This is a genomic window from Rhodococcus sp. NPDC076796 (genome assembly GCF_040702765.1).
Classification (GTDB): Bacteria; Actinomycetota; Actinomycetes; order Mycobacteriales; family Mycobacteriaceae; genus Rhodococcoides.
Window position 1 is genome coordinate 532,846 of sequence record NZ_JBFBMS010000003.1, and the last position, 23,168, is coordinate 556,013.

20 protein-coding genes are annotated in these 23,168 nt (G+C 65.8%); 7 read left to right on the forward strand and 13 right to left on the reverse strand.

Annotation, left to right across the window (positions count from 1 at the left end; genetic code table 11):
* Window positions 1–57 precede the first annotated feature (57 nt).
* Window positions 58–1,293, forward strand: a complete 1,236-nt coding sequence (locus tag AB0366_RS12735; protein ID WP_366244217.1) for an MFS transporter — start codon at window positions 58–60, stop codon at window positions 1,291–1,293.
* Between the two features lie 81 nt (window positions 1,294–1,374).
* On the opposite strand, the gene AB0366_RS12740 is transcribed toward AB0366_RS12735, so the two are convergent.
* From AB0366_RS12740 to AB0366_RS12760, 5 genes are all read right to left on the reverse strand, one after another.
* A complete protein-coding gene (locus AB0366_RS12740; protein WP_366244218.1) occupies window positions 1,375–2,385 on the reverse strand; it encodes a 3-isopropylmalate dehydrogenase in 1,011 nt (336 codons plus the stop codon).
* Between the two features lie 49 nt (window positions 2,386–2,434).
* Window positions 2,435–4,030: a phosphoglycerate dehydrogenase gene (gene serA, locus AB0366_RS12745; RefSeq protein WP_366244219.1), complete on the reverse strand. Its 1,596-nt coding sequence runs from the start codon at window positions 4,028–4,030 to the stop codon at window positions 2,435–2,437.
* Between the two features lie 185 nt (window positions 4,031–4,215).
* A complete protein-coding gene (ilvC, locus tag AB0366_RS12750) occupies window positions 4,216–5,217 on the reverse strand; it encodes a ketol-acid reductoisomerase (RefSeq protein WP_170944858.1) in 1,002 nt (333 codons plus the stop codon).
* Between the two features lie 60 nt (window positions 5,218–5,277).
* The gene (gene ilvN, locus AB0366_RS12755) at window positions 5,278–5,781 is read right to left on the reverse strand and encodes an acetolactate synthase small subunit (RefSeq protein ID WP_032397758.1); all 504 of its coding nucleotides are present in this window, start codon (window positions 5,779–5,781) and stop codon (window positions 5,278–5,280) included.
* Complete coding sequence (locus AB0366_RS12760) at window positions 5,778–7,733, reverse strand: acetolactate synthase large subunit (RefSeq protein WP_366244220.1); 1,956 nt, start codon at window positions 7,731–7,733, stop codon at window positions 5,778–5,780. The genes ilvN and AB0366_RS12760 overlap by 4 nt, the downstream gene beginning before the upstream one ends.
* A 257-nt stretch (window positions 7,734–7,990) precedes the next feature.
* Between AB0366_RS12760 and AB0366_RS12765 the strand changes: the two genes are divergently transcribed.
* The gene (locus tag AB0366_RS12765) at window positions 7,991–8,533 is read left to right on the forward strand and encodes a PH domain-containing protein (protein ID WP_366244221.1); all 543 of its coding nucleotides are present in this window, start codon (window positions 7,991–7,993) and stop codon (window positions 8,531–8,533) included.
* Between the two features lie 60 nt (window positions 8,534–8,593).
* Window positions 8,594–10,435 (forward strand): dihydroxy-acid dehydratase, encoded by a 1,842-nt coding sequence (gene ilvD, locus AB0366_RS12770; RefSeq protein WP_121870192.1) that lies wholly within the window; start codon window positions 8,594–8,596, stop codon window positions 10,433–10,435.
* A 75-nt stretch (window positions 10,436–10,510) separates the two neighbouring features.
* Here the strand turns inward: ilvD and AB0366_RS12775 are convergent, their stop codons facing one another.
* Window positions 10,511–11,485 carry a DoxX family protein gene (locus AB0366_RS12775; protein ID WP_366244222.1) on the reverse strand — a complete coding sequence of 325 codons (975 nt, stop codon included), beginning with the start codon at window positions 11,483–11,485 and terminating at the stop codon, window positions 10,511–10,513.
* 93 nt (window positions 11,486–11,578) lie between these two features.
* Between AB0366_RS12775 and AB0366_RS12780 the strand changes: the two genes are divergently transcribed.
* Window positions 11,579–12,727: a PQQ-dependent sugar dehydrogenase gene (locus tag AB0366_RS12780; RefSeq protein ID WP_366244223.1), complete on the forward strand. Its 1,149-nt coding sequence runs from the start codon at window positions 11,579–11,581 to the stop codon at window positions 12,725–12,727.
* Window positions 12,728–12,787: 60 nt separating this feature from the next.
* Here the strand turns inward: AB0366_RS12780 and gatB are convergent, their stop codons facing one another.
* Window positions 12,788–14,299, reverse strand: coding sequence for an Asp-tRNA(Asn)/Glu-tRNA(Gln) amidotransferase subunit GatB (gatB, locus tag AB0366_RS12785; protein ID WP_366244224.1), 1,512 nt, complete (start codon window positions 14,297–14,299; stop codon window positions 12,788–12,790).
* A gap of 126 nt (window positions 14,300–14,425) precedes the next feature.
* On the opposite strand from gatB, the gene AB0366_RS12790 reads away from it, so the two are divergent.
* The gene (locus AB0366_RS12790) at window positions 14,426–14,890 is read left to right on the forward strand and encodes an acyl-CoA thioesterase (RefSeq protein ID WP_170946068.1); all 465 of its coding nucleotides are present in this window, start codon (window positions 14,426–14,428) and stop codon (window positions 14,888–14,890) included.
* Between the two features lie 23 nt (window positions 14,891–14,913).
* Here AB0366_RS12790 and AB0366_RS12795 read toward each other — a convergent pair whose 3' ends face one another.
* The 3 genes from AB0366_RS12795 to AB0366_RS12805 form a co-directional block, all read right to left on the reverse strand.
* On the reverse strand, window positions 14,914–15,945 hold the full coding sequence (locus AB0366_RS12795; protein ID WP_032397750.1) for an ATP-dependent 6-phosphofructokinase: 1,032 nt from the start codon (window positions 15,943–15,945) through the stop codon (window positions 14,914–14,916).
* A 101-nt stretch (window positions 15,946–16,046) separates the two neighbouring features.
* Complete coding sequence (locus tag AB0366_RS12800; protein ID WP_121870197.1) at window positions 16,047–16,709, reverse strand: response regulator transcription factor; 663 nt, start codon at window positions 16,707–16,709, stop codon at window positions 16,047–16,049.
* A gap of 10 nt (window positions 16,710–16,719) precedes the next feature.
* A complete protein-coding gene (locus AB0366_RS12805; RefSeq protein WP_366244435.1) occupies window positions 16,720–17,940 on the reverse strand; it encodes a histidine kinase in 1,221 nt (406 codons plus the stop codon).
* 216 nt (window positions 17,941–18,156) lie between these two features.
* On the opposite strand from AB0366_RS12805, the gene AB0366_RS12810 reads away from it, so the two are divergent.
* Together AB0366_RS12810 and AB0366_RS12815 are read left to right on the forward strand one after the other, a co-directional pair.
* On the forward strand, window positions 18,157–18,801 hold the full coding sequence (locus tag AB0366_RS12810) for a hypothetical protein (protein ID WP_366244225.1): 645 nt from the start codon (window positions 18,157–18,159) through the stop codon (window positions 18,799–18,801).
* Window positions 18,798–20,198: an alpha/beta-hydrolase family protein gene (locus AB0366_RS12815; protein ID WP_366244226.1), complete on the forward strand. Its 1,401-nt coding sequence runs from the start codon at window positions 18,798–18,800 to the stop codon at window positions 20,196–20,198. Before AB0366_RS12810 ends, AB0366_RS12815 begins: the two co-directional genes overlap by 4 nt.
* Window positions 20,199–20,214: 16 nt before the next feature.
* Here AB0366_RS12815 and AB0366_RS12820 read toward each other — a convergent pair whose 3' ends face one another.
* Genes AB0366_RS12820 through gatC form a run of 3 tightly spaced genes read right to left on the reverse strand, consistent with a single transcriptional unit; the run spans window position 20,215 to window position 23,072 of the window.
* On the reverse strand, window positions 20,215–21,297 hold the full coding sequence (locus AB0366_RS12820) for an alpha/beta hydrolase-fold protein (protein ID WP_366244228.1): 1,083 nt from the start codon (window positions 21,295–21,297) through the stop codon (window positions 20,215–20,217).
* 6 nt (window positions 21,298–21,303) lie between these two features.
* Window positions 21,304–22,776 carry an Asp-tRNA(Asn)/Glu-tRNA(Gln) amidotransferase subunit GatA gene (gene gatA / locus AB0366_RS12825; RefSeq protein ID WP_366244229.1) on the reverse strand — a complete coding sequence of 491 codons (1,473 nt, stop codon included), beginning with the start codon at window positions 22,774–22,776 and terminating at the stop codon, window positions 21,304–21,306.
* Window positions 22,773–23,072 carry an Asp-tRNA(Asn)/Glu-tRNA(Gln) amidotransferase subunit GatC gene (gene gatC / locus AB0366_RS12830; protein WP_068045762.1) on the reverse strand — a complete coding sequence of 100 codons (300 nt, stop codon included), beginning with the start codon at window positions 23,070–23,072 and terminating at the stop codon, window positions 22,773–22,775. Before gatC ends, gatA begins: the two co-directional genes overlap by 4 nt.
* Window positions 23,073–23,168 lie beyond the last annotated feature (96 nt).

A 23,168-nucleotide genomic window follows, 5' to 3' on the forward strand; every position in this document is an offset into this window, starting at 1 on the left:
TCACGGCTGATCCACATAGCAAGATTGCGAGTCCATATATTGAGACGAAAGGCCGGAATGAGTGCCACGAAGCAGTTGTCCAGCATCGGCGAGACGCGACGGTGGTTCATGCTCGTGCTCGGGATGCTCGCGCAGACTGCGGGCGCCGTCTTCATCAACGGTGCTGCATTTCTCATTCCCGCCCTGCACGACGACCGGGGACTCGGCCTTGCGACTGCAGGATTCGTGGTTGCGATGCCCACCGTGGGCATCATGGCGACCCTCATCGCATGGGGCGTGCTCGTCGACCGCATCGGCGAACGTCTCGTTCTGGTGATCGGTCTCGGGCTCACGGCCGCCGCGAGTCTCGCCGCAGTGGTCAGCACCTCCATCCCGGTGCTCGCCGTCCTGCTGTTGATCGGCGGTATGGCAGCGGCCAGTGCGAACAGCGCGAGCGGACGCGTGGTGGTGGGGTGGTTCCCGCCGCATCGCCGTGGACTGGCAATGGGCATCAGACAGATGTCGGTGCCCCTCGGCGTTGCCCTTGCCGCACTGACCATCCCACCCATCGCCCGTGACCACGGCGTCGGAGCTGCATTGCTCGTACCCGCTGCCGTGTGCGCTGCGAGCGCCCTGCTGTGCCTGGCAGTCGTCGACCCTCCCCGGCCGAATCGTATCGATGCGGCGGCGCAGGGTTTGCTCGACAATCCGTACCGAGGCAGCAGCCAACTGTGGCGCATTCATGCCACGTCCATCCTGTTGGTGGTTCCGCAGTACGTGGTCTGGACATTTGCACTCGTCTGGCTGATGACCGACCGGGGATGGACTGCTGCGGCCGCAGGCGTCCTCGTCACCATCACCCAGATCCTCGGTGCACTGGGCCGGATGAGCGTCGGAGCGCTGTCCGATCGTGTCGGTAGCCGCATGCGGCCCCTACGGTGGATTGCGGCTACTGCCACCGTCAGCATGCTGGGGCTCGGCATCGCCGACTGGTTCGACTCCCCCGCCGCCATCGTCCTGCTCGTCGTCGCGTCCGTCGCCACCGTTGCCCCGAACGGTCTTGCGTTCACCGCTGTTGCAGAGATATCAGGACCGTATTGGAGCGGACGCACTCTCGGGGTGCAGAACACGAGTCAGTACGTGTTCGCATCGGCTGTACCGCCGGTGTTCGGGGCAATCGCGGCGATCAGCTTCCCAGTCGCATTCCTGGTGTCGGCGGTCTTCCCCGCACTCTCGGTGCCGATCGTCCCCGACGATCCGGCTCCCCAGCCCTCGGACGAACCTTCCGACGAGAGTGCAGACCGCGCACGATGACGTGCCGAAGGTGACGTGCCCGTAATACACGACATGCCACGGTGGGCTGTCGGCCCACCGTGGCATGTCGTGGCGTGAGGGTTACAGGCGCGCTGCGATTCTCGCGCCGATGTCCTTGGTCGACGCGGTGGTGGTTCCTCGCTCGGCGAGATCCGCTGCGACAGCGGCCTCCACGCGCGCCGCTCCTGCCGCATCGCCGAGATGATCGAGCAACAACGACACCGACAGGATCGCCGCCGTCGGATCGGCCTTCTGCTGACCTGCGATGTCGGGAGCACTGCCGTGCACGGGCTCGAACATGCTCGGATTGGTACCGGTCGCATCGATGTTTCCGCTTGCGGCCAAACCGATTCCACCGGTCACCGCCGCCGACAGGTCCGTCACGATGTCTCCGAACAGATTGTCGGTGACGATCACATCGAAGCGGCCCGGGTCGGTCACGAGGTGAATCATCGCGGCATCGATGTGCTGGTACGCGACCTCGACGTCCGGGAACTCGGCCGCGACCTCCTCCACCGTGCGAGCCCAGAGGCTGCCGGCGAACGTGAGCACATTGGTCTTGTGCAGCAGCGTCAGATGCTTGCGCCGAGTCAGAGCCCGCTCGAAACCGTTGCGCACCACCCGTTCGACGCCGTAGCGGGTGTTGACACTGACCTCGGTGGCCACCTCGTGCGGTGTGCCGACCCGAAGCGCTCCGCCGTTCCCGGTGTACGGACCCTCGGTGCCCTCGCGCACGACCACGACGTCGATCTGCTTGTCACCGGCCAGCGGGCCGACCACTCCGGGGTACAGCTTGGCCGGGCGCAGATTGATGTGGTGATCGAGCTCGAACCGAGCTCGCAACAGCAGTCCACGCTCGAGCACGCCGCTCGGCACCGACGGATCTCCGATGGCTCCCAACAGAATTGCGTCGTGCTCACGCAATTCCGCCAACACCGAGTCCGGCAGCAGTTCTCCGGTTGCGTTGTAGCGACGCGCACCGAGGTCGTACTCGGTCTTCTCGGCACCGGGTGCAACCACGTCGAGCACGGCAAGCGCCTCGGTGACGACCTCGGGCCCGATTCCGTCCCCGGCGATGACGGCCAGCTTCATCTCACTCCTCGTGATTCTTCGACGTCGTTCGATCGACTGCGAGCGATGCTCAGGACAGGTCGACCAGTTCGATGGTGGACGCGCCGACCGCGGTGGCGATGCTCGCGCTCAGTTCCTCCGGAACGTCCTTGTCGACGCGCAGCAGAATCGTTGCACCGTCGCCCTCGGAGTCCTGGCTCAGCGCGGCGGCCTGGATGTCGATGCCTGCATCGCCGAGCAGGGTGCCGATCCGGCCGAGGCTGCCGGGCTGATCCGCGTAGTTGACGATGAGGTTCTTGCCCTCGGCACGGAGGTCGAAGTTGCGACCGTTGATGTTGACGATCTTCTCGACCTGCGTGGTGCCGGTCAGCGTGCCCGCGACGTTGAGCACCGAACCGTCCCCGTACACGGCGCGGATGTCGACCACACTGCGGTGGTTCTCGCTCTCGGACGCCATGGTGACCTCGGCGGTGACGCCACGCTCCTCGGCGAGCGACGGAGCGTTGACGAACGTGACCGAGTCCTCGATGACGGCGGAGAACAGTCCACGAAGCGCCGAGAGCTTGAGGATCTCGACGTCCTCGGTGGCGAGTTCGCCGCGTACGTCGACCGACAGCGACGTGGGAAGTTCGGTGGACAGAGCGCCGAGCAGCACACCCTGCTTACGCACGATCTCGAGCCACGGCGACACCTCCTCGCCCACTGCGCCACCCTTGACGTTGACCGCGTCGGGCACGAATTCGCCTGCGAGAGCAAGCAGAACCGACTTGGCGACGTCGGTGCCCGCGCGGTCCTGGGCCTCGGTCGTCGACGCACCGAGGTGCGGGGTGACCACGACCTGGGGCAGCTCGAACAGGGGGCTGTCGGTGCACGGCTCGGAGGCGTAGACGTCGATTCCGGCGGCGAAGACGTGTCCACTGGTGATGGCGTCGGCCAAGGCCTGCTCGTCGACCAGTCCACCGCGAGCGGCGTTGACGACGATGACACCCGGCTTGGTCTTGGCCAGGGCTTCCTTGCCGATGATTCCCTTGGTCTCCGGGGTCTTCGGCAGGTGAACCGAGAACATGTCGGCGCGCTCGAGCAGCTCGTCCAGGCTCACCAGTTCGATGCCGAGCTGGGCGGCACGCGCGGACGAGACGTAGGGGTCGTAAGCGATGATGTGGGTCTCGAACGCAGCGAGACGCTGTGCGAACAGCTGACCGATGCGGCCGAGTCCGACGACGCCGACGGTCTTGCCGAAGATCTCGACACCGTTGAACTTGCTGCGCTTCCACTCGTGCTGACGCAGAGTGGCGTCGGCAGCGGGAATCTGGCGCGCGGCCGACAGCAGCAGCGTCACCGCATGCTCGGCCGCCGTGTGGATGTTGGACGTCGGTGCGTTGACGACGAGGACACCGCGCTCGGTGGCTGCAGGTACGTCGACGTTGTCCAGGCCGACACCGGCGCGGGCGACGATCTTGAGGTTGGTTCCGGCGGCGAGAACCTCTGCGTCGACCGTGGTCGCGGAACGCACCAGGATCGCGTCGGCCTCGGGAACCGCGGCGAGCAGCGCGGGGCGATCCGGGCCGTCGACCCAACGGACCTCGACGCCGTCGCCCAATGCCTCGACGGTGGACGGCGCAAGTTTGTCGGCGATCAGAACGACAGGACGGCCTGGCTGGCTCACGTGAAAAACTCCCTATGTCGGTTCGAGACTGTTGTCGGTGAAAGTTCGGAGCTGGTGCAGCAGAAACAGTTTAGAGGCCGGAGACGTCGAACTGTGACGCCACCTGGTTCACGCACCGAAGGGCACCCCTACGGATGCAGGGGTGCCCTTCGATCAGCATGCGTGAGAACGTGATTCGATGAGAATCAGGCCGTTTCGGTGATCGGGCGATCGACCCAGCTCATCAGGTCGCGCAGCTTCTTGCCGGTGACCTCGATGGGGTGCTCGGCGTTGGCCTTGCGCAGGCCCTCGAGCTCGGTGTTGCCGTTCTCGACGTTGGCGACCAGGCGACGGGTGAACTCACCCGACTGGATGTCGGCCAGGATGGCCTTCATGCGCTCCTTGGTGCCTGCGTCGATCACGCGCGGGCCCGAGAGGTAGCCACCGAACTCCGCGGTGTCGGACACCGAGTAGTTCATCCGAGCGATGCCGCCCTCGTACATGAGGTCGACGATCAGCTTGAGCTCGTGCAGCACCTCGAAGTACGCCATCTCGGGCGCGTATCCGGCTTCGACCATGACCTCGAAGCCCGTCTTGACGAGCTCCTCGGTGCCGCCGCACAGCACGGCCTGCTCGCCGAAGAGGTCGGTCTCGGTCTCTTCCTTGAACGTGGTCTTGATGACGCCTGCACGCGTTCCACCGATGCCCTTGGCCCAGGACAGGGCCAGTGCCTGGCCTTCGCCCTTGGGGTCCTGGTCGATGGCGATGAGCGCGGGAACACCCTTGCCGTCGACGAACTGGCGACGCACGAGGTGGCCGGGGCCCTTGGGTGCGACCATGCCGACGGTGACGAACTCCGGAGCCTTGATCAGGTCGAAGTGGATGTTGAGTCCGTGGCCGAAGAACAGCGCGTCGCCGTCCTTGAGGTTGGGCTCGATCTCCTCGGAGAAGATCTTGGCCTGCGCGGTGTCCGGTGCGAGCACCATGATCACGTCGGCCCATTCGGACACCTCGGCGGGAGTGCCGACCTTGAGGCCCTGCTCCTCCGCCTTGGCGCGGGACTTCGAGCCCGCTGCCAGGCCGATGCGTACATCGACACCGGAGTCGCGCAGGCTCAGCGAGTGCGCGTGGCCCTGGCTTCCGTAACCGATCACAGCGACCTTGCGGCCCTGGATGATCGACAGATCAGCATCGTCGTCGTAGAACATCTCGACTGCCACTGTTTGTAACCTTTCCTCTTCGATTTCGCTGAAAATCACGTCCGTCGCTCAGCGCGACGCTGTGATCGATTTCGGTCCACGTCCGACGGCAACGACTCCCGACTGAACTATTTCTCGAATTCCATAGGGGTCCAACATCTTCAGCAACGCATCGAGCTTCGAGCGGGTGCCCGTCGCCTCGACCGTCACGGCCTCGGGAGACACGTCGATCACCTTGGCGCGGAACAGGTTCACCGTTTCGATGACCTCGCTGCGCACACTGGCGTCGGCGCGGACCTTGATCAGCACCAACTCGCGAGCCACCGAGGAGTCGTCGTCCTGCTCGACGATCTTGATGACGTTGATGAGCTTGTTGAGCTGCTTGGTCACCTGCTCGAGCGGGAATTCGTCGACGGTCACCACGATCGTCATCCGCGATATCTCGGGAATCTCGGTGCCGCCGACGGCAAGCGAGGAGATGTTGAATCCACGGCGCGAGAACAGCGCGGCGACGCGGGCCAGCACACCTGGCTTGTCCTCGACGAGGACGCTGAGGGTATGGCTCGTGCTCACTTGTCGGTGCCTTTCACGTCGTCGATCTGCGGGTGCGGGGCCTGCTCGCGCTCCATGGCCTCGTCGAGGCCGGGCTCGCTGCCCACGGTCTCGTCCTCGTCGAACAGCGGACGAATTCCGCGGGCGGCCATGATCTCGTCGTTGCCGGTTCCGGCAGCGACCATCGGCCACACCTGTGCATCGGCTCCGACGATGAAGTCGATGACGACCGGACGATCGTTGATCGCTCGCGCCTGAGCGATCACTGCATCGACGTCCTCTTCGCGCTCGCATCGCAGCCCGACGCAACCCAGCGCCTCGGCGAGTTTGACGAAATCGGGGATGCGGACGGCCCCGTGCGTACCGAGATTGGTGTTGGAGTAGCGCTCCTCGTAGAACAGGGTCTGCCACTGGCGGACCATGCCGAGGTTGCCGTTGTTGATGAGCGCGACCTTGATCGGGATGCCCTCGACCGCACAGGTCGCGAGTTCCTGGTTGGTCATCTGGAAGCATCCGTCGCCGTCGATGGCCCACACCTCGGCGTCGGGCAGGCCCCTCTTGGCACCCATTGCGGCCGGGACCGCGTACCCCATCGTGCCGAGGCCACCCGAGTTGAGCCACGTACGCGGCTTCTCGTAGTTGATGAACTGCGCGGCCCACATCTGGTGCTGACCGACGCCTGCGCAGTAGATCGCGTCGGGGCCGGCGAACTTGCCGACCGAGCTGATGACGAACTCCGGTGACATCGATCCGTCGGCCGGGCGGTCGTAGCTCAGCGGGTAGGTCTTGCGGATGCCGTTCAGGTACACCCACCACTGTTCGAGATCGAGCGTGGTTCCGGTCGCCCGGTCCGCCCGCAGCGCCTCGATGAGCTCGGTGATGACCTCACGGCAGTCGCCGACGATCGGCACGTCCGCGTAGCGGTTCTTGCCGATCTCGGCCGGATCGATGTCGGCGTGGATGACCTTGGCACTCGGAGCGAACGACGCGAGCTGGCCGGTGACTCGGTCGTCGAACCGGGCACCGAGCGTGATCAGCAGATCGCTCCGCTGCAAAGCGGCCACCGCGGCGACGGTGCCGTGCATGCCCGGCATTCCGAGGTTCTGATTGTGCGAGTCGGGGAACGCACCGCGGGCCATCAGAGTGGTCACGACAGGGATTCCGGTCAGTTCGGCGAGCTCGAGCAGTTCTGCCGAGGCGTTGGCCTTGATGACGCCGCCGCCGACGTACAGCACCGGCTGCTTGGCGTCGGCGATGTAGCGGGCTGCCTCGCGGACCTGCTTGCCGTGCGGCTTGGTGACCGGACGGTAGCCGGGCAGACGCATCTCCGGCGGCCACGAGAACGTGGTCTGCGCCTGCAGGACGTCCTTGGGGATGTCGACGAGCACTGCACCGGGACGGCCCGAGGACGCGATGTAGAACGCCTCGGCCATGATGCGCGGAATGTCGGCACCGTCGGTGATGAGGAAGTTGTGCTTGGTGACCGGCATCGTGATACCCGAGATGTCGGCTTCCTGGAAACCGTCGGTGCCGATGAGACTGCGGGCGACCTGACCGGTGATCGCGACGACGGGAACCGAATCCATCTGAGCGTCGGCGAGTGGGGTCACGAGGTTGGTCGCGCCGGGACCGGACGTCGCCATGCAGACGCCGACCTTGCCGGTCGCCTGGGCGTAGCCGGTCGCGGCGTGGCCGGCACCCTGCTCGTGGCGCACCAGAATGTGGCGCACCTTCACGGAGTCGAAGAGTGGGTCGTAGACCGGCAGAACCGCGCCACCGGGAATGCCGAATACGGTGTCGACGTCGAGTTCTTCGAGGGCCCGAACAACTGACTGTGCGCCGGTGACCTTCTCCGGTGCGACGTGGCGTCGCGATCCGTTGGTCGCCGCTTCTGCGGACGGGCTGGTCGACGGGCTGGAGGTTGTCCCCGACTTACGGGTCGTGGGCCCTGGGCGTGCGGTTGGTGCGCTCACTGATTGCTTCCTCAGGAATGTGAAATTGCTGGGCGATCTCTGGGCAAGAAAAAACCCCCGTCAGCGTGAGCTGTACGAGGGTGGCGCGTCGATGCGAGTTTGAACAACCGGCTCAGGCGTTGACGCGCCGGCCGATTACGAGTATCCAATTCCGCTTCACGCGCTCGACGGTAGGCGCGCGCTCAGGGAAGAGTCAAACTCGTCACGACGCAATCCCATTATGTGAGATCGCGTAGATGCAATGCGAAGATGAATGGGTGTCGTCTTCGCAGCAGTCCGAACCACCTCGGCCATCATCCCACACCGCACCCGAGTCACCGAACGGTGCCGAGGGTCCGCAACCATCGACAGCGCAGGTCATTCGAGTCCCGCGCCTCGCACTCCTCGGCGTCGGCCTGTTGCTGTTCGGCACGGGACTGACCGCCGCCAGCTGGCCCCTGGCCATGGGATGGCTGCTGATCCTTCCGATCGTCGCGTGCATCTGGGTGTTTCGAGTGCGCACGGTCATCTCTCCCGAGGCCATCACGGCTCGACGGTTCGTCGGTTCGGATGTGATCGCCTGGGAATCGGTGGCCGGTCTGCACTTCCCGGACCGCCGGTGGGCGCGTGTGGTCCTGACCGACAAGAGCGAGAAGTCGCTGCCGCTGGTGCGATTCGATCTACTCCCCCAACTCGCCGCGGCCAGCGGCGGCCGCATCACCGACCCCTACGCCGCGGCCGCCGCCGCTGCAGAGGACCGAGACCGTGAGGAAGCCGACGACGCAGAGGTCGACGGCGAGCAGGCACCGAAGGAGCAGTAGTCGGCGGCGAGTAATCTCGTCGATGCGAGAAACCGCTGCAACGAACGAGGACAACGCACTATGCCGCCGCTACGCTCACGGGTCACCACTGTCGGACGCAATGCCGCGGGCGCACGCTCGCTGTGGCGCGCCACCGGAATGACCGATTCGGACTTCGGAAAACCCATCGTCGCCATCGCGAACTCCTACACCCAGTTCGTCCCCGGCCACGTGCATCTGAAGAACGTCGGCGAGATCGTCGCCGACGCCGTCCGAGCTGCAGGCGGCGTTCCCCGGGAGTTCCACACCATCGCCGTCGACGACGGTATCGCCATGGGCCACGGTGGGATGCTGTACTCGCTGCCCAGCCGCGAGATCATCGCCGACTCCGTCGAGTACATGGCCAACGCCCACACCGCCGACGCACTCGTCTGCATATCCAACTGCGACAAGATCACTCCCGGCATGCTCAATGCCGCGATGCGCCTGAACATCCCGGCCGTCTTCGTCTCCGGTGGACCGATGGAGGCAGGCAAGGCGGTGGTCGTCGACGGCGTCGCGCAGGCACCGACCGACCTGATCACCGCGATCTCCGCCAGCGCCAACGACGCCGTGTCCGAGGCGGGCCTCGACGAGGTCGAGCGCAGCGCGTGCCCCACGTGCGGGTCATGCTCGGGCATGTTCACCGCGAACTCGATGAACTGCCTCACCGAGGCGCTCGGCCTGGCATTGCCCGGCAACGGCTCAACCCTGGCCACTCACGAGGCCCGCCGCGCGCTGTTCACACGCGCAGGCACCACCATCGTCGAGGCAGCGCTGAAGTTCTACCGCGACGAGGACGAATCCGTCCTCCCCCGCAACATCGCCACTCCGGCCGCGTTCCGCAATGCCATGGCACTCGACGTGGCGATGGGCGGATCCACCAATACGGTGCTGCACACCCTCGCTGCTGCACAGGAAGGCGAGGTCGACTTCGACCTCGACTCCATCGACGCCATCAGTCGCAAGGTCCCGTGCCTGTCGAAGGTCTCCCCCAATTCCGATTACCACATGGAAGACGTGCACCGCGCCGGCGGAATCCCGGCTCTCCTCGGCGAATTGCGACGGGCGAACCTGCTCGAAACCGACGTCTCGACCGTGCACACGAAGAGCTTCGACGAATGGCTCGACACCTGGGACATCCGGTCCGGCAAAGCGTCCGCCGAGGCCGTCGAGTTGTTCCACGCCGCCCCAGGCGGTGTCCGCACCGTCGAACCGTTCTCCACGAGCAACCGCTGGTCCTCGCTCGACACGGACGCCGCAGGCGGCTGCATCCGCGATCTCGAGCATGCCTACACGGTCGAGGGTGGCCTGGTGGTATTGCGCGGCAACATCGCCGTCGACGGTGCGATCCTCAAGACCGCGGGCATCGACGAGGACCTGTTCTCCTTCCAGGGACCGGCGCTGGTCGTCGAGTCGCAGGAAGAAGCCGTCTCGGCCATCCTGCAGAAGAAGATTCAGCCCGGTGACGTGCTGGTCGTTCGCTACGAGGGACCCAAGGGCGGTCCGGGTATGCAGGAAATGCTCCACCCGACGGCTTTCCTCAAGGGTGCCGGACTGGGCAAGGTCTGCGCCCTGATCACCGACGGCCGCTTCTCCGGCGGAACCTCGGGACTGTCCATCGGGCACATTTCCCCCGAGGCCGCTGCGGGCGGTGTGATCGGGCTCGTCGAGAACGGCGACCAGGTCCGAATCGACGTCGCCACTCGCACCCTCGAGATCCTCGTCGACGACGAGACCCTCGAGACGCGACGCGCGAAGATGAACGCGTCCGAGCGGCCGTGGCAGCCCGTCGATCGCCAGCGCACGGTCACCACTGCTCTGCGCGCATACGCCGCCTTGGCGACATCGGCGGACAAGGGTGCCGTTCGCTACGTCCCCTGAGGCTGAAAAACACGTGAGCGGAACCTCGTAGCAGGCTACGAGGTTCCGCTCACGTGGTCGGGTGCGTGTCCGAGGTCAGCGGACGACGGGGTTGGCCCCGTTGAGGAAGATCCAGATGCACACGCCTGCGGCGATGCCGACGGCGAGCGCGAGGAACGAACCGATCCGCGGCCGGGTTGCCCATCCTCGTCGGCCGTCGAACGCGATGCGTCCCGGACCGGTGAGGATGATCGCGGCCGCAGCGAAGCCGAGGACCGTCTCGTACTCGACGCCGCCGGTGCCGGAGAATTGCAATCCGGGCTCGACGGCCTGCTTGAAGCACCAGGCGTTGATGATCGTGGCCAGCACGGCCGCGCCTGCCAGTGGTGTTGCCAGACCCAGGATCAGCAGTGCTCCACCGAGGGTTTCGCCCGCCGCGGCCGCGATCGCGAGGATTTCCGAGTAGCGGAATCCCGAACTCTCCAGCAGGTTCTGAAATCCGTCGAGACCGGGGCCGTCCCACAGTCCGACGAGCTTCTGCAGTCCGTGACCGAGAAACACCGCTCCGATGGTGACGCGAAGGACGAACAGACCAAGGTCGGTGCTGCCGCGGCGTGCGGGAACCTCGACGGTCTCGGTACGAACCTCGGGCTCCGGGGCGAGGGCCGCCGCAGGCGCAGCGGCCGGGGTGGTCCCGAGGTATTCGGTGGAGTGATCGGAGTACGCACTCGACGACGTGCTGTCCGACGTCGACGGACGGTCGGTCGGCGTATCGGCGAACGCAGAGGGTCGATAGGTCTGCATCTTCTCCGTTGGCTGCGCATCGGCCGAGCGTGCGTCGGACGAAGACGAGTACGGAAAATCGAGTTCGTCGTCGGTTCGCGGCAGTCGGTCCGAGCGCTGAGCCCCGAACGCCGTGGTCGGCGTACCCGAGGCGTCGGTGTGCTCGGACGCCGACGTCTCGGAGGTAGAGCGCGAGGGCGGAATCTTCTCCGTGGGATTGTCGTACGGGCTCTCGGCCGGTTCGTACGACGGATCCGGCCGGTTGGGGTCGCGCGGTGTATCGGTCACCTCTCCACAGTAGAGCCGATGAGCGCTCCTCACCGACGTCGACGCTCACAGCCGCGTGGCGAGTCTCCCCCGACGTTCCGTAACGTTCGAAGTATGAAGCCGGTCGGAGCGTCGCCACGAACTGCAACCGCTGCCGTCGTCGCCCTGTCGATGACCGCTGCCCTGCTCGCCGGGTGCGCCCGTTTCGACGACTCGAACGCGACGCCGTTCACTCCTGCGCCTGAGGTGGGTGCGGCCGAACTGGAGCCGACCACCCCCAGCGAGACGCCACCGCCGTCCGATCCGGGCGCACCGCCCCCGCCGTCCGGTCCCTGCGTCGACCCCGATTCGGCGGTGATCGCGACCTGTCTGGATACCACGGGCGGGCTCGTTGCGCTCCCCGATGGACAGTCGGCACTGGTTGCCGAGCGTCGCACCGGTCGCATCATGGAGGTCGCTGCAGGCCGGACGCCGGTCGAGGTGGCCCGAGTCGACGTGGACGGCACCGGTGACGGCGGCCTTCTCGACATCGCGCTGTCTCCGACGTACATCGAGGACGGGTTGCTCTACGCCCTCATCACCACATCCGCGGACACCAGGGTGGTCCGACTCGCTCAGGGCGACGTACCCAAGGACATCCTGACCGGCATCCCCCGCGGCGCGACGGGCAATCGCGGAGCGATCGACTTCTACACACCGAACGAACTACTCGTGCTCACCGGCGACAATGGCGATCCAGCTGCGGCTGCGAGCCCGAACTCCCTGTCCGGCAAGCTGTTACGGGTCACCTCGCTGTCTCCGACGACAAACCCGCCGCGCCCGCAGATCGCACTGAGCGGCATCGGTACGGCGGGCGACGTCTGCACCGACGGCACCGGAAACATCTACGTCACCGACCGCACGGCGCTCGAGGATCGCCTGCAGCGCATCGACACTCTCGGTGCGGTGTTCAACCCGGTGTGGACGTGGCCGGACCGTCCCGGTGTTGCCGGATGCGCAGCGGGCGCAGGTGGAGTGGCAGTAGCCCTCACGACGGCCAAAGCTGTTGCAGCACTGACCACGGACCCGAACACCGGAGCTGTCTCGGCCGAACCGACACTGCTCATCCAGGACGAGTACGGCCAGTTGAACGGTGCGACGAGTTCGGCCGATGGCCAGATCCTGGTGGGCACCGTCAACAAGAACGGGCCGACCGTCGGACCCACCGACGACCGCGTCGTCAAGGTGCCGTTCCCCGGCGGCGGCGGAGGCGGCTTCGACTGAGCGAGAGACGACTGCGGCCGAGCGCGTATCGCGCTCGGCCGCAGTCTTTCTCGGCCGTGATCAGGGCTGGCCGCAGGCCTCGAGTACGAGTTCCTTGACGCGAGCGGCATCGGCTTGACCGCGTGTCGCCTTCATCACCGCACCGACGATGGCCCCGGCGGCCTGAACCTTGCCGCTGCGGATCTTCTCGACCACACCGGGATTCGCTGCGAGCGCCTCGTCCACGGCCGCCTGCAACTTGGTGTCGTCCTTCTCCAGTACGAGATTGCGCGCCGCCATGACCTGCGCAGGCTCGCCTTCACCCGCCAGCACCCCGTCCACCACCTGACGGGCACCGTTGTTGTTGAGCTTGCCGTCGGCCACCAACGCGGCCACCTGGGCAACCTGAGCCGGAGTGATGGACAGATCGGTCAGTTCGACGCCGGCGATGTTGGCCTGCTGAGCCAGGTACGACACCCACCACGACCGCGCCGCCTGTGCCGACGCACCCGCCTCGACCGTCGCCGCGACGAGCTCGAGCGCACCGGAGTTCACCAGGTCGCGCATCTCCTCGTCGGAGACGCCCCACTCCTTCTGAATCCGACCGCGGCGCAACCACGGCAGCTCGGGCAACGTCGTCCGGAGCTCCTCGATCCAGGCCGCGTCGGGAGCGACGGGCGCAAGGTCGGGCTCGGGGAAGTAGCGGTAGTCCTCGGCGGTTTCCTTCTTGCGGCCTGCAGTGGTGGTGCCGTCCGACTCCTGGAAGTGCCGAGTCTCCTGCGTCACCTCTCCGCCCGATTCGAGAACCGCTGCCTGACGCCGCATCTCGTACCGAACGGCAACCTCGACGCTCTTGAGCGAGTTGACGTTCTTCGTCTCGGTGCGCGTGCCGAATTCGGTTGCCGTCTTCGCCATCAGAGACACGTTGGCATCGCAGCGCAACGAGCCCTGATCCATCCGCACGTCGGACACGTTCAGCGACTTCAACAGGTCACGCAGCGCGGTGACGTACGCACGTGCGACCTCGGGCGCACGGGCACCGGTTCCCGTGATGGTCTTGGTCACGATCTCCACCAACGGCACACCGGCACGGTTGTAATCGAGCAGCGAATGCGACGCGCCCTCGATGCGGCCGGTCGCCCCGCCGACGTGCGTCGACTTACCGGTGTCCTCCTCCATGTGCGCACGCTCGATCTCGACTCGAAACGTGCTGCCGTCGTCGAGCAGCACATCGAGGTAGCCCTCGGTCGCGATGGGCTCGTCGTACTGCGAGATCTGATAGTTCTTCGGCTGATCCGGGTAGAAGTAGTTCTTGCGAGCGAACCGTCCCCACGGGGTGATCGAGCAATTGAGCGCCAGCCCGATCCGAATCGCCGACTCCACCGCAGCAGAGTTCACCACCGGAAGCGCGCCGGGAAGGCTCAGGCACACCGGGCACACCTGCGTGTTCGGCTCGGCACCGAACTCGGTGGGGCAGCCGCAGAACATCTTGGTCGCCGTGCCCAACTCCACATGGACCTCCATGCCCAACACGGGGTCGAACTTGGCGAGCACATCGTCGTAATCGATCAAATCGACGGTTGCAGCAGTCATGGTCAGTAGTTTATGCACCGTCGACCTGGGTCGTTCCTGCAGGCTCCACTCCCGTACGACGCGCGAGTAACCACGTGCACTCGTTACCGTGCACGGGTGACTCCACCAGAGAAACAGACACTGGCCATGACCGTGCTGATGACACCCGACATGGCCAACTTCTCCGGCAACGTCCACGGCGGCACGATCCTGAAGTTCCTGGACCAGGTGGCGTACGCCTGCGCCAGTCGCTACGCGGGGGCTTACGTCGTGACTCTGTCGGTCGATCGCGTCGTGTTTCGCGAACCCATCCACGTCGGAGAACTGGTCACGTTCTCTGCGTCGGTCAACTACACCGGCCGCACCTCCATGGAGGTCGGCATCCGAGTGGAAACCGAGAACATTCAGTGCGGTGAATTACGCCACACCAACAGTTGCTACTTCACCATGGTCGCGATCGGCGACGACGGCAAGCCGAAGACACTGCCTCAGTTGACGCCGACCACCGAGGTCGGTGCTCAGCGTTTCGAGGCAGCGCGGCGACGGCGCGAACTACGCCGCGAGACCGAGGAACGTGAGGCCGAAATCCAAGAGGCTGCCGGTCGCATCTGACGGCTCACGCCGTCGCACCGGAGTCACCCGAAGAACGCGGCGGCGTCGTCGTATCGGGTCTGCGGTACCCGCTTGAGTTGCTTGGTGGCCTCGGCCAGAGACACCAGGCCGATCTCGGTGCCGCGCAACGAGACCATCTTGCCGAAGTCTCCCGAATGGGCCGCATCGGTCGCGTTGACGCCGAATCGTGTTGCGAGAACACGGTCGTACGGCGTCGGCGTTCCACCGCGCTGGACGTGGCCCAGCACCGTGGTACGTACTTCCTTGTTGATGCGGCGCTCGATCTCGACACCGAGCTGATGGGCAACCCCGGTGAATCGAACGTGGCCGAACTCGTCGATACCGCCGTCGAGAAGCTTCATCGAGCCCTCCATCGGCTTGGCACCCTCGGCCACGACACAGATGAAGTGCGAGTCTCCACGCTGAAAACGCTTGCGCACCAACGTGCACACTTCTTCGACGTCGAACGGCTGCTCGGGGATGAGCGTCATGTGCGAACCCGACGCCAGGCCGGCGTGCAGAGCGATCCACCCCGCGTGCCGACCCATCACCTCGACGAGCATCACGCGCTGATGGGATTCTGCGGTGCTGTGCAGGCGGTCGATCGCATCGGTGGCGATCGTCAGCGCCGTGTCGAAGCCGAATGTGACGTCGGTGCAGTCGATGTCGTTGTCGATCGTCTTGGGCACACCGACCACGGGCACACCCTCTTCCGACAACCACGCTGCCGCGGTGAGGGTCCCTTCGCCACCGATCGGGATCAACACGTCGATGCCGTTGTCCTCGAGAGTCTGCTTGACCCGGTCGAGTCCGGCGCGCAACACATCCGGATTGGTGCGCGCGGTGCCGAGCATCGTGCCGCCCTTGGTGAGCAACCGGTCGTTGCGGTCGTCGTTGCGCAGTTGCACCCGACGGTCTTCGAGAAGCCCGCGCCATCCGTCCTGGAAACCGACGACAGTGGAGCCGTACCGCGCGTCCGCGGTGCGTACGACTGCGCGAATCACCGCGTTGAGCCCTGGGCAATCGCCGCCTCCGGTCAGAACTCCGATGCGCATCGATTTTCGCCTCTCTGCTCGCAGGTCCGTGAAGCGGACCCGGTGACGGACGTCAGCCTAATCGGGCGTGGGATGCTGCGCGCGTCGGTATCGTTCGGTCCTCACTTCGGGGTGACGACACCGGTCTCGTACGCCAGTACCACCGCCTGGGCGCGGTCGCGCAGTCCGAGCTTCGCAAGAACCTTGCCCACGTGCGTTTTCACGGTCTGCTCGGCCAGGAACAGTGAACCCGCTATCTCGGAGTTGGACATGCCGGTGGCGACGAGTTCGAGAACCTCGCGTTCCCGCGGAGTCAGATCGCTCAGACGCCCAGAGGTGTGTCGCCGCGCTCCCCGCCTGGAGGTGACGTCGGCGATGAGCCGTCTCGTCACCGACGGTGCCAGCAACGCGTCGCCTGCGGCGACGACCCGAACACCTCTGATCAACTCCTCGGCCGGTGCATCCTTGAGCAGAAAGCCACTAGCACCGAGTGCCAGGGCCTCGTAGACGTAATCGTCGATGTCGAACGTCGTCAGCATCAGAATGCGCACCGGCGACGGAAGTGACGCAGAGAGAATTGCGCGAGCGGCATCGAGACCGTTCATCTCGGGCATCCGAACGTCCATCAGCACCACGTCGGGCAACAACCGGGCGACCTCGCTGACCGCGGTCCTGCCGTTGTCGGCGTCTCCGACGACCGAGATGTCGGCCTGAGCACCGAGAAGCGCACCGAACCCCTGCCGCACCATTGCTTGGTCGTCGGCGATGAACACCGTTGTAGCCACGCGCAACAGCCTAGGCGAGATCGTTCCGGACAACCGGTGCCGTCGAGATCGGCATGCCGTTCGGAACGTGCACCGCGACCTCGAACCCGCCGTCGGGCAGAGCGGTGGCATGCAGCCAGCCGTGCGCCGCGCGCGCACGATCGCGCATACCCGCAATCCCGTGCCCACCGGTATCGGCTCCAGCGGTGCGTCCGACACTTTTGCTCGGTGACGGCGCATTGACCACGGTCATGACCACCGTGCTCGGCCCGACCGTGATGTCGACGGTCACCGCGGCGTCGGGGGCGTGCCGGGCAGCATTGGACAGCGACTCCTGCAGAATTCGGTACAGCGCCAAACCTGTTGTGTCGGAGATCGAATCGACCGGACCGGTGACAGTCCACCGCACATCCATACCTGCCTTGCGACTCGCCTGCAGGGTACGTTCGAGGTCCAGTGCATTCGGTGCCGGTGCGTCCTGCCACTGCTGTCCGTCGCTGCGCAGCACCCCCAGCATCCCCCGGATCTCGTTGAGCGCTTCCCGTGCGGTAACTGCGATCGACTCGAATTCCTTTGCTGCGGCGACAGATACGTCATCGAGCCGATACGGCGCACTCTGCGCCTGCACGACGACCATCGACATGTGGTGTGCAACGACGTCGTGCAGATCCCGGGCGATCTTTGCCTTCTCCTCGAGAACGGTGCGTCGGGTGCGCTCGAGTTCACTGACTTCCTCTTGCTGCGCGAGCTGCCTGCGGGAGAGAACGAGCCAGCGGATCAACAGTCCGAACACCACGACTGCGGTCAGACCCACCGACCAGCCGACCCTGCCTTCGGAATCCTCGAAACATGCCGTGCAGCTGTCCGAGCCCGGTATCCAGGTGAAGAACACCAGCACGCTGGACAACCAGGCTACGAGCAGCAGCGACGGCGGCGATCTCAGAGCGACGGCGAACAACAACGACAGCAGAACGAGAATGTGCACTACCTGCCAGGGATAGTCGTAGCCCGGCACGCGATCGAACGCCACCGGAATCACCAGTGCGGACAGCGCCGAGACCGCCCACCCGAGTGCGGGATTGATGCGGATCAACGCGAACGGAAACGCGGCGAGCGCGCCGACGATCGGCAGCAACGGTCCCGAAACATCATGTGTCAACGGCAATGTCGGCCACGAGATCGAATACAGCACCGCCGTGACAGCCACGATCAGTACGTCGATCGAGCGGAAGCCGGCAATGCGAGTCGGCACTCGACGCCGAACTACGCCGGTGCCGGGTTCTGTCGCTCTGTTCTTACGCACGGACCGAGCTTAAGGAGTGTGAGCCGACCAGGTCGTCATACCTGAGTATCAGTTCGATCCACTACCGGGGTCTCGGGTCGCTCCCCGAACGCCCTCCACGGGCGCTGCAGAACGAGACTTCGGTCCGATGTTCGACGGGTACATCGCTCCCTAGCGTCGAAAGCCATGAACAGGAACACTTCTCGCGCCGTGATGTGCACGGCTGCAGCGATCGTAGCGGTGACGGCAACGACCGGCGCGGCATCGACACCGCCCGCTGCCGACTTCACTTCACCTGTCGCGGTCTCGGTGCACGCACTGGTCACCGAGTCCGCGGACACCGCCGCCCTGACCATCCCCGACGACTTCGGGTCGGTGATGGGGTACCGGCCTCGGGTGCAGGACGACATGGCAGAGAACCCACACGGCGACTGTTCGTCGCCCGTTCCGCTGCCGTCCGACTTCGATTCCGCATGCAGGGCCCACGATCTGGGCTACGACCTGATTCGGTACGCCGCGGCGACAGGAACGACAGTGGACCCGCAGTGGCGCAGATCGATCGATGCCCAGCTGGAAGAGCGTATGCACGCCGCCTGCACGGACCGGGCCGACGACGGGCCTCGCCAGGTCTGCGACGCCGCCGCATCGGTGGCTGCCGCGGCCGTCGACGTCAATTCCTGGCGACAGTCCTTCGGCGCACCGGTGGCCGAACCCGCGTTGCCCTTTGCGTCGGTCGGCGCGGGCATCGCACTGATTGCGCTGTCGGCCCTGTCGGCGGGCCGATACCTGCGCAGGCGAGTGTCGGTACCCGAGATCGGCGAACGCGCATGATCACCTCGGTCACCGGAGCCTCCGGACGAATCGGTGCTGCACGATCCGACATCGAACCCCAGCCGTCGACGGGCGTACGGCTACCGCGCGTCGGGACCTCCGTCGCTCTCACTGCCGCGATGTTGGCGTCGTCGGCCCCTGCGCTGCTCCCCCGTCCAGCTGTCACCCAGGCTCTGTTGACCGGCGTATCGATGGCAATCGCCCTCGCCGTCGCGTGGTCGGCTCGGCGCGCACTCGGCACCCGGCGACCTGCTCGACTCCGAGCGCAGGCCTGGACAGCAGGCGTTGGAGCACTGATCTCGACGGGTGCAATTCTCTCGAATATTCAGTGGCAGAACCGGTTACGAGTTTCGATGGGTACGCCCTCAGTGGACTGGCACTATGCCGTCGACGTAGTCGGTGGAGCGACATGCGTTGCTCTCACCCTGTGGGTAATCGGTCTTGCTATCCGGAGAATGTGCACTGCGATGGGCAGCATTCGATCGGTCGTCCTGATCGGTGTCGTCGGCGTGCTGTCGTATTTCGTTGCCGTGCCCGCGCTCTGGTCGGCCATGTCCAGTTCTTTCGCGGCCTCGAACTCGGCGCTGGACGACGCGGTGACCGCACCCGTGGCTGTGGCGAGATCAGGAAGTCCGAACTCACTCGTGCCGTGGCGCACTCTCGGCCGAGAGGGCAGAAAATTCACCACCGGCGGCCTCGACCCCAGCACCGTACGTACCTATGTGGGGCTCGACTCGGCTGCCACCCTCGATCAGCGGGTCGAGTTGGCCGTAGCGGACATGGAACGCGCCGGCGCTTTCGATCGCAGTGTCGTGGTTGTTGCGATACCGACCGGATCGGGCTGGGTGGACGAAAATGCCGTCACCGGTGCCGAAAGCAGATTCGGCGGGGACGTCGCGACCGTGGCGGTGCAGTACTCGAACAAACCGAGCTGGGCGACGTTCGTGTTCGCCGAGGACGACGCACGGCGGTCGGCAGATGCGGTTGCCCGCGCAGTCGCAGCACGCGCGGCCACGAGCTCGACACCGCCGCAGATCATCGTGTACGGCCAGAGTTTGGGTTCGGTAGCGGGAAGCGACGCGTATCTGTCTCTCCGGCATACGGATCCGCGCATCTGCGGTGCCGTATGGGCGGGTCCACCCGCCGGAGCCGTCGACACCGACGGCGCAACGGTACTCGCCAATTCCTCGGACCCCGTCGTTCGGTGGTCTGCCGACCTACTGTGGTCACCGCCTGACACGTCGACCACCCGACCCGACGCACCGACGCCGATGTGGCTGCCCTTCGTGAGTTTCGTCCAGACGTCCGTCGATCTGGCGGCCGCCCTCGATGTCGGTGCCGGTCACGGCCATCGGTACGGCACCGACCAAGGTACGAGCATGCCGCGGTGTCGGTGACGACAAGCCCGGGCGCTCAGCCGAGCAGCCCCAAACGCCCACCGAGCCAGTCCATTTCCTGCTCCAGCGCCGGAGCCCACACCTGCATCGAGTGGCCACCGGGCAACTCGCTGTAGTGCGCGTCCACACCGGATGCCACTGCAGCCTCGAACGCGCGCTCGGTCTGCGGCCGGAATTCTTCGTCGTCGGCACCGACGACGAAGCCACCGGCCGAATCGGGAAAGCTGTTGCGCGAGAGTATGTTCAGCGGCGTCGTGCGCTCGAAACGCGCTTCGTTCGCCGGGGTGTCCGTGCCGTATGCCGCTGCGACGGATTCGCTTCTCGTCCCCCGGCGCTGCTCGTCCTCACCGGAGATGTCGAGAAAGGTGGGGTACACCGACGGTGCCGTCACCGCCAATTGCAGCGCACACGTTCCCCCGTAGGAATAGCCGCCCACCGCCCAGGCTCTCGGATCCGAGGACACCCGAAAGTTCGACCGAATCCAGTGCGGCACATCGACGGACAGGTACGTCGCGGCATTTCCGAGGTCCGAATCCATGCACATCGGATTTGCCTCGGTGTCACCCAGGCCGTCGGCCACCACGACGATCGGGGCCGCACCGCCGTGACGTGCTGCGAAGGCGTCCATCGTCTGGGCCAGACGACCACCCTCGATCCAGTCGACGACATGGCCGGGTTGGCCGGTGAGAAGCACCAGCACCGGTAGGTCGCTCGCTCCGGCGTCGTACGACGCCGGAAGGTAGACGGTCGCGGGTCGAGCGGCGAAGTGCGACACCGTGCCGGGCACGTCCACATCCATCAACCTGCCGGTGCCCTCGGTCTGGACTGCCGGTCGATGGCCCAGCGCCACGGCCACCGTCGGGTATCGAGTGACGGTCAGATTGGTGAGCACCGTCGCCGCGACCAGAAGCGACGCCACGAGACCGAGAGCACTCAGCGGGCCGAACACCGTTCCCAGTGCTCGGCCCCGCCTGACCCGCAGTACGACAGCGACGAGCAGCACAGCCGTCACGACAGCGGTTGCAGTCGACGCGACCGCGGGCACTGCACCGGACAGCAGGGGCAGATGAGCCAGATCGACGGCCCACCGATGCAGCACCTCGAACTACCTCAGAGCGCCGCGAGCGGCCTCGTATGCGGCACCGACACGGTAGAGACGCTCGTCCGCGAACGCCGGAGCCATGATCTGCAGACCCACGGGCAGTCCGTCCTCGGAGGCAAGACCCGACGGTACCGACATCGCGCAGTGACCCGCGAGGTTCGTCGGCAGCGTGCACAGGTCGTTGAGGTACATCGCCATCGGATCGTCGACCTTGTCCCCCAACGGGAATGCCGTCGTCGGGGTCGTCGGCGAGACCAGCACGTCGACCTTCTCGTATGCGTCATCGAAGTCGCGGGCGATCAACGTGCGCACCTTCAGGGCGGAGCCGTAGTAGGCGTCGTAGTATCCCGCGGAGAGGGCGTACGTCCCGATCATGATGCGACGCTTGACTTCCGGTCCGAACCCCTCCGCGCGCGTGGTGGCCATGACCTGCTCGGCACTGTGCTTGCCGTCGTCACCCGCCCGCAATCCGTACCGCATGCCGTCGAACCTAGCCAGGTTGGACGACACCTCCGACGGAAGAATCAGGTAGTAGGCAGCCAACGCGTGCACGAAGTTGGGGCACGACACCTCGACCACCTCGGCACCGAGTTCGGTGAGACTCGCCACCGCGGCGTCGAAGGACGAGATCACACCGGGCTGGTACTTGTCCGAGTGCAATTCCTTGACCACACCGACGCGCACGCCCGTCAGGTCACCGCGAGCACCCTCCCGTGCCGCTGCGACCACCGGTCGAACTGCCGTCTCCACAGACGTGGAGTCCCGCGCGTCGTATCCGGCGATGACCTCGTGCAGCAACGCGGTATCGAGCACGGTGCGACCGCACGGGCCGCCCTGATCGAGGGAGGACGCACAGGCGATCAGTCCGTAGCGCGAGACGCTGCCGTAGGTCGGCTTGGTTCCCACGGTGCCGGTCAGTGCCGCCGGCTGACGGATCGATCCACCGGTGTCGGTACCGATGGCCAGCGGGGCCTGGTACGACGCGAGCGCCGCAGCACTGCCGCCGCCCGAGCCGCCGGGGATGCGGGTGGTGTCCCAGGGGTTCTTGGTCGGTCCGTAGGCAGAGTTCTCGGTGGACGAACCCATCGCGAACTCGTCCATGTTGGTCTTGCCCAGCACCGGAATGCCCGCGGCCCGCAGCCTCGTGGTCAGCGTCGCGTCGTACGGCGACATCCACCCGTCGAGAATCTTCGATCCGGCCGTCGTCGGCATGTCGGTGGTGGTGAACACGTCCTTGAGGGCGAGCGGCACGCCCGCCAGAGCCGAGGCAGGTGCGTGTCCCGCAGACAATCCCGCATCGACGTCGGTCGCCGCTGCGAGTGCCTCGGCTGCTGCGACATGCAGAAATGCGTGCAGGTCTCCGTCGACCTCGGAGATCCGGTCGAGATGGGCCTGGGTCACCTCGACGGCGCTGATCTCACGCGCGTGGATACGGGTGGCGAGCTCGGACGCGTCGAGCTTCGTCAGGTCGGTCATTCGCTCTCTCCCAGAATCTGCGGCACCGCGAAACGGCCCTCCTCGGCGTTCGGTGCACCGGACAGCGATTGCTCCGGCGTCAGGCCGGGAACGATCACGTCGGGACGCGTCACATTCACGATGTCACTGGGGTTGGCCGTCGGCGGTACGTCGTCCGTCGCCACCTCCGCCACTGCCTTGACGTGATGAAGAATCGAGTCCAACTGGCCGGCGAACTCGTCGAGTTCGGCGTCGCTGAGAGCCAAGCGCGACAGCCGGGCGAGGTGAGCGACCTCGTCGCGGGAGATGTCTGGCACCGCGTAGACCCCTTTCAGACGGTAGGAGCGGAGCCTGCAGAAGCGGCCCCGTATTCGTGCAGAGCGAACCTCACGGGTTCGCGAACGCGGTCCAGC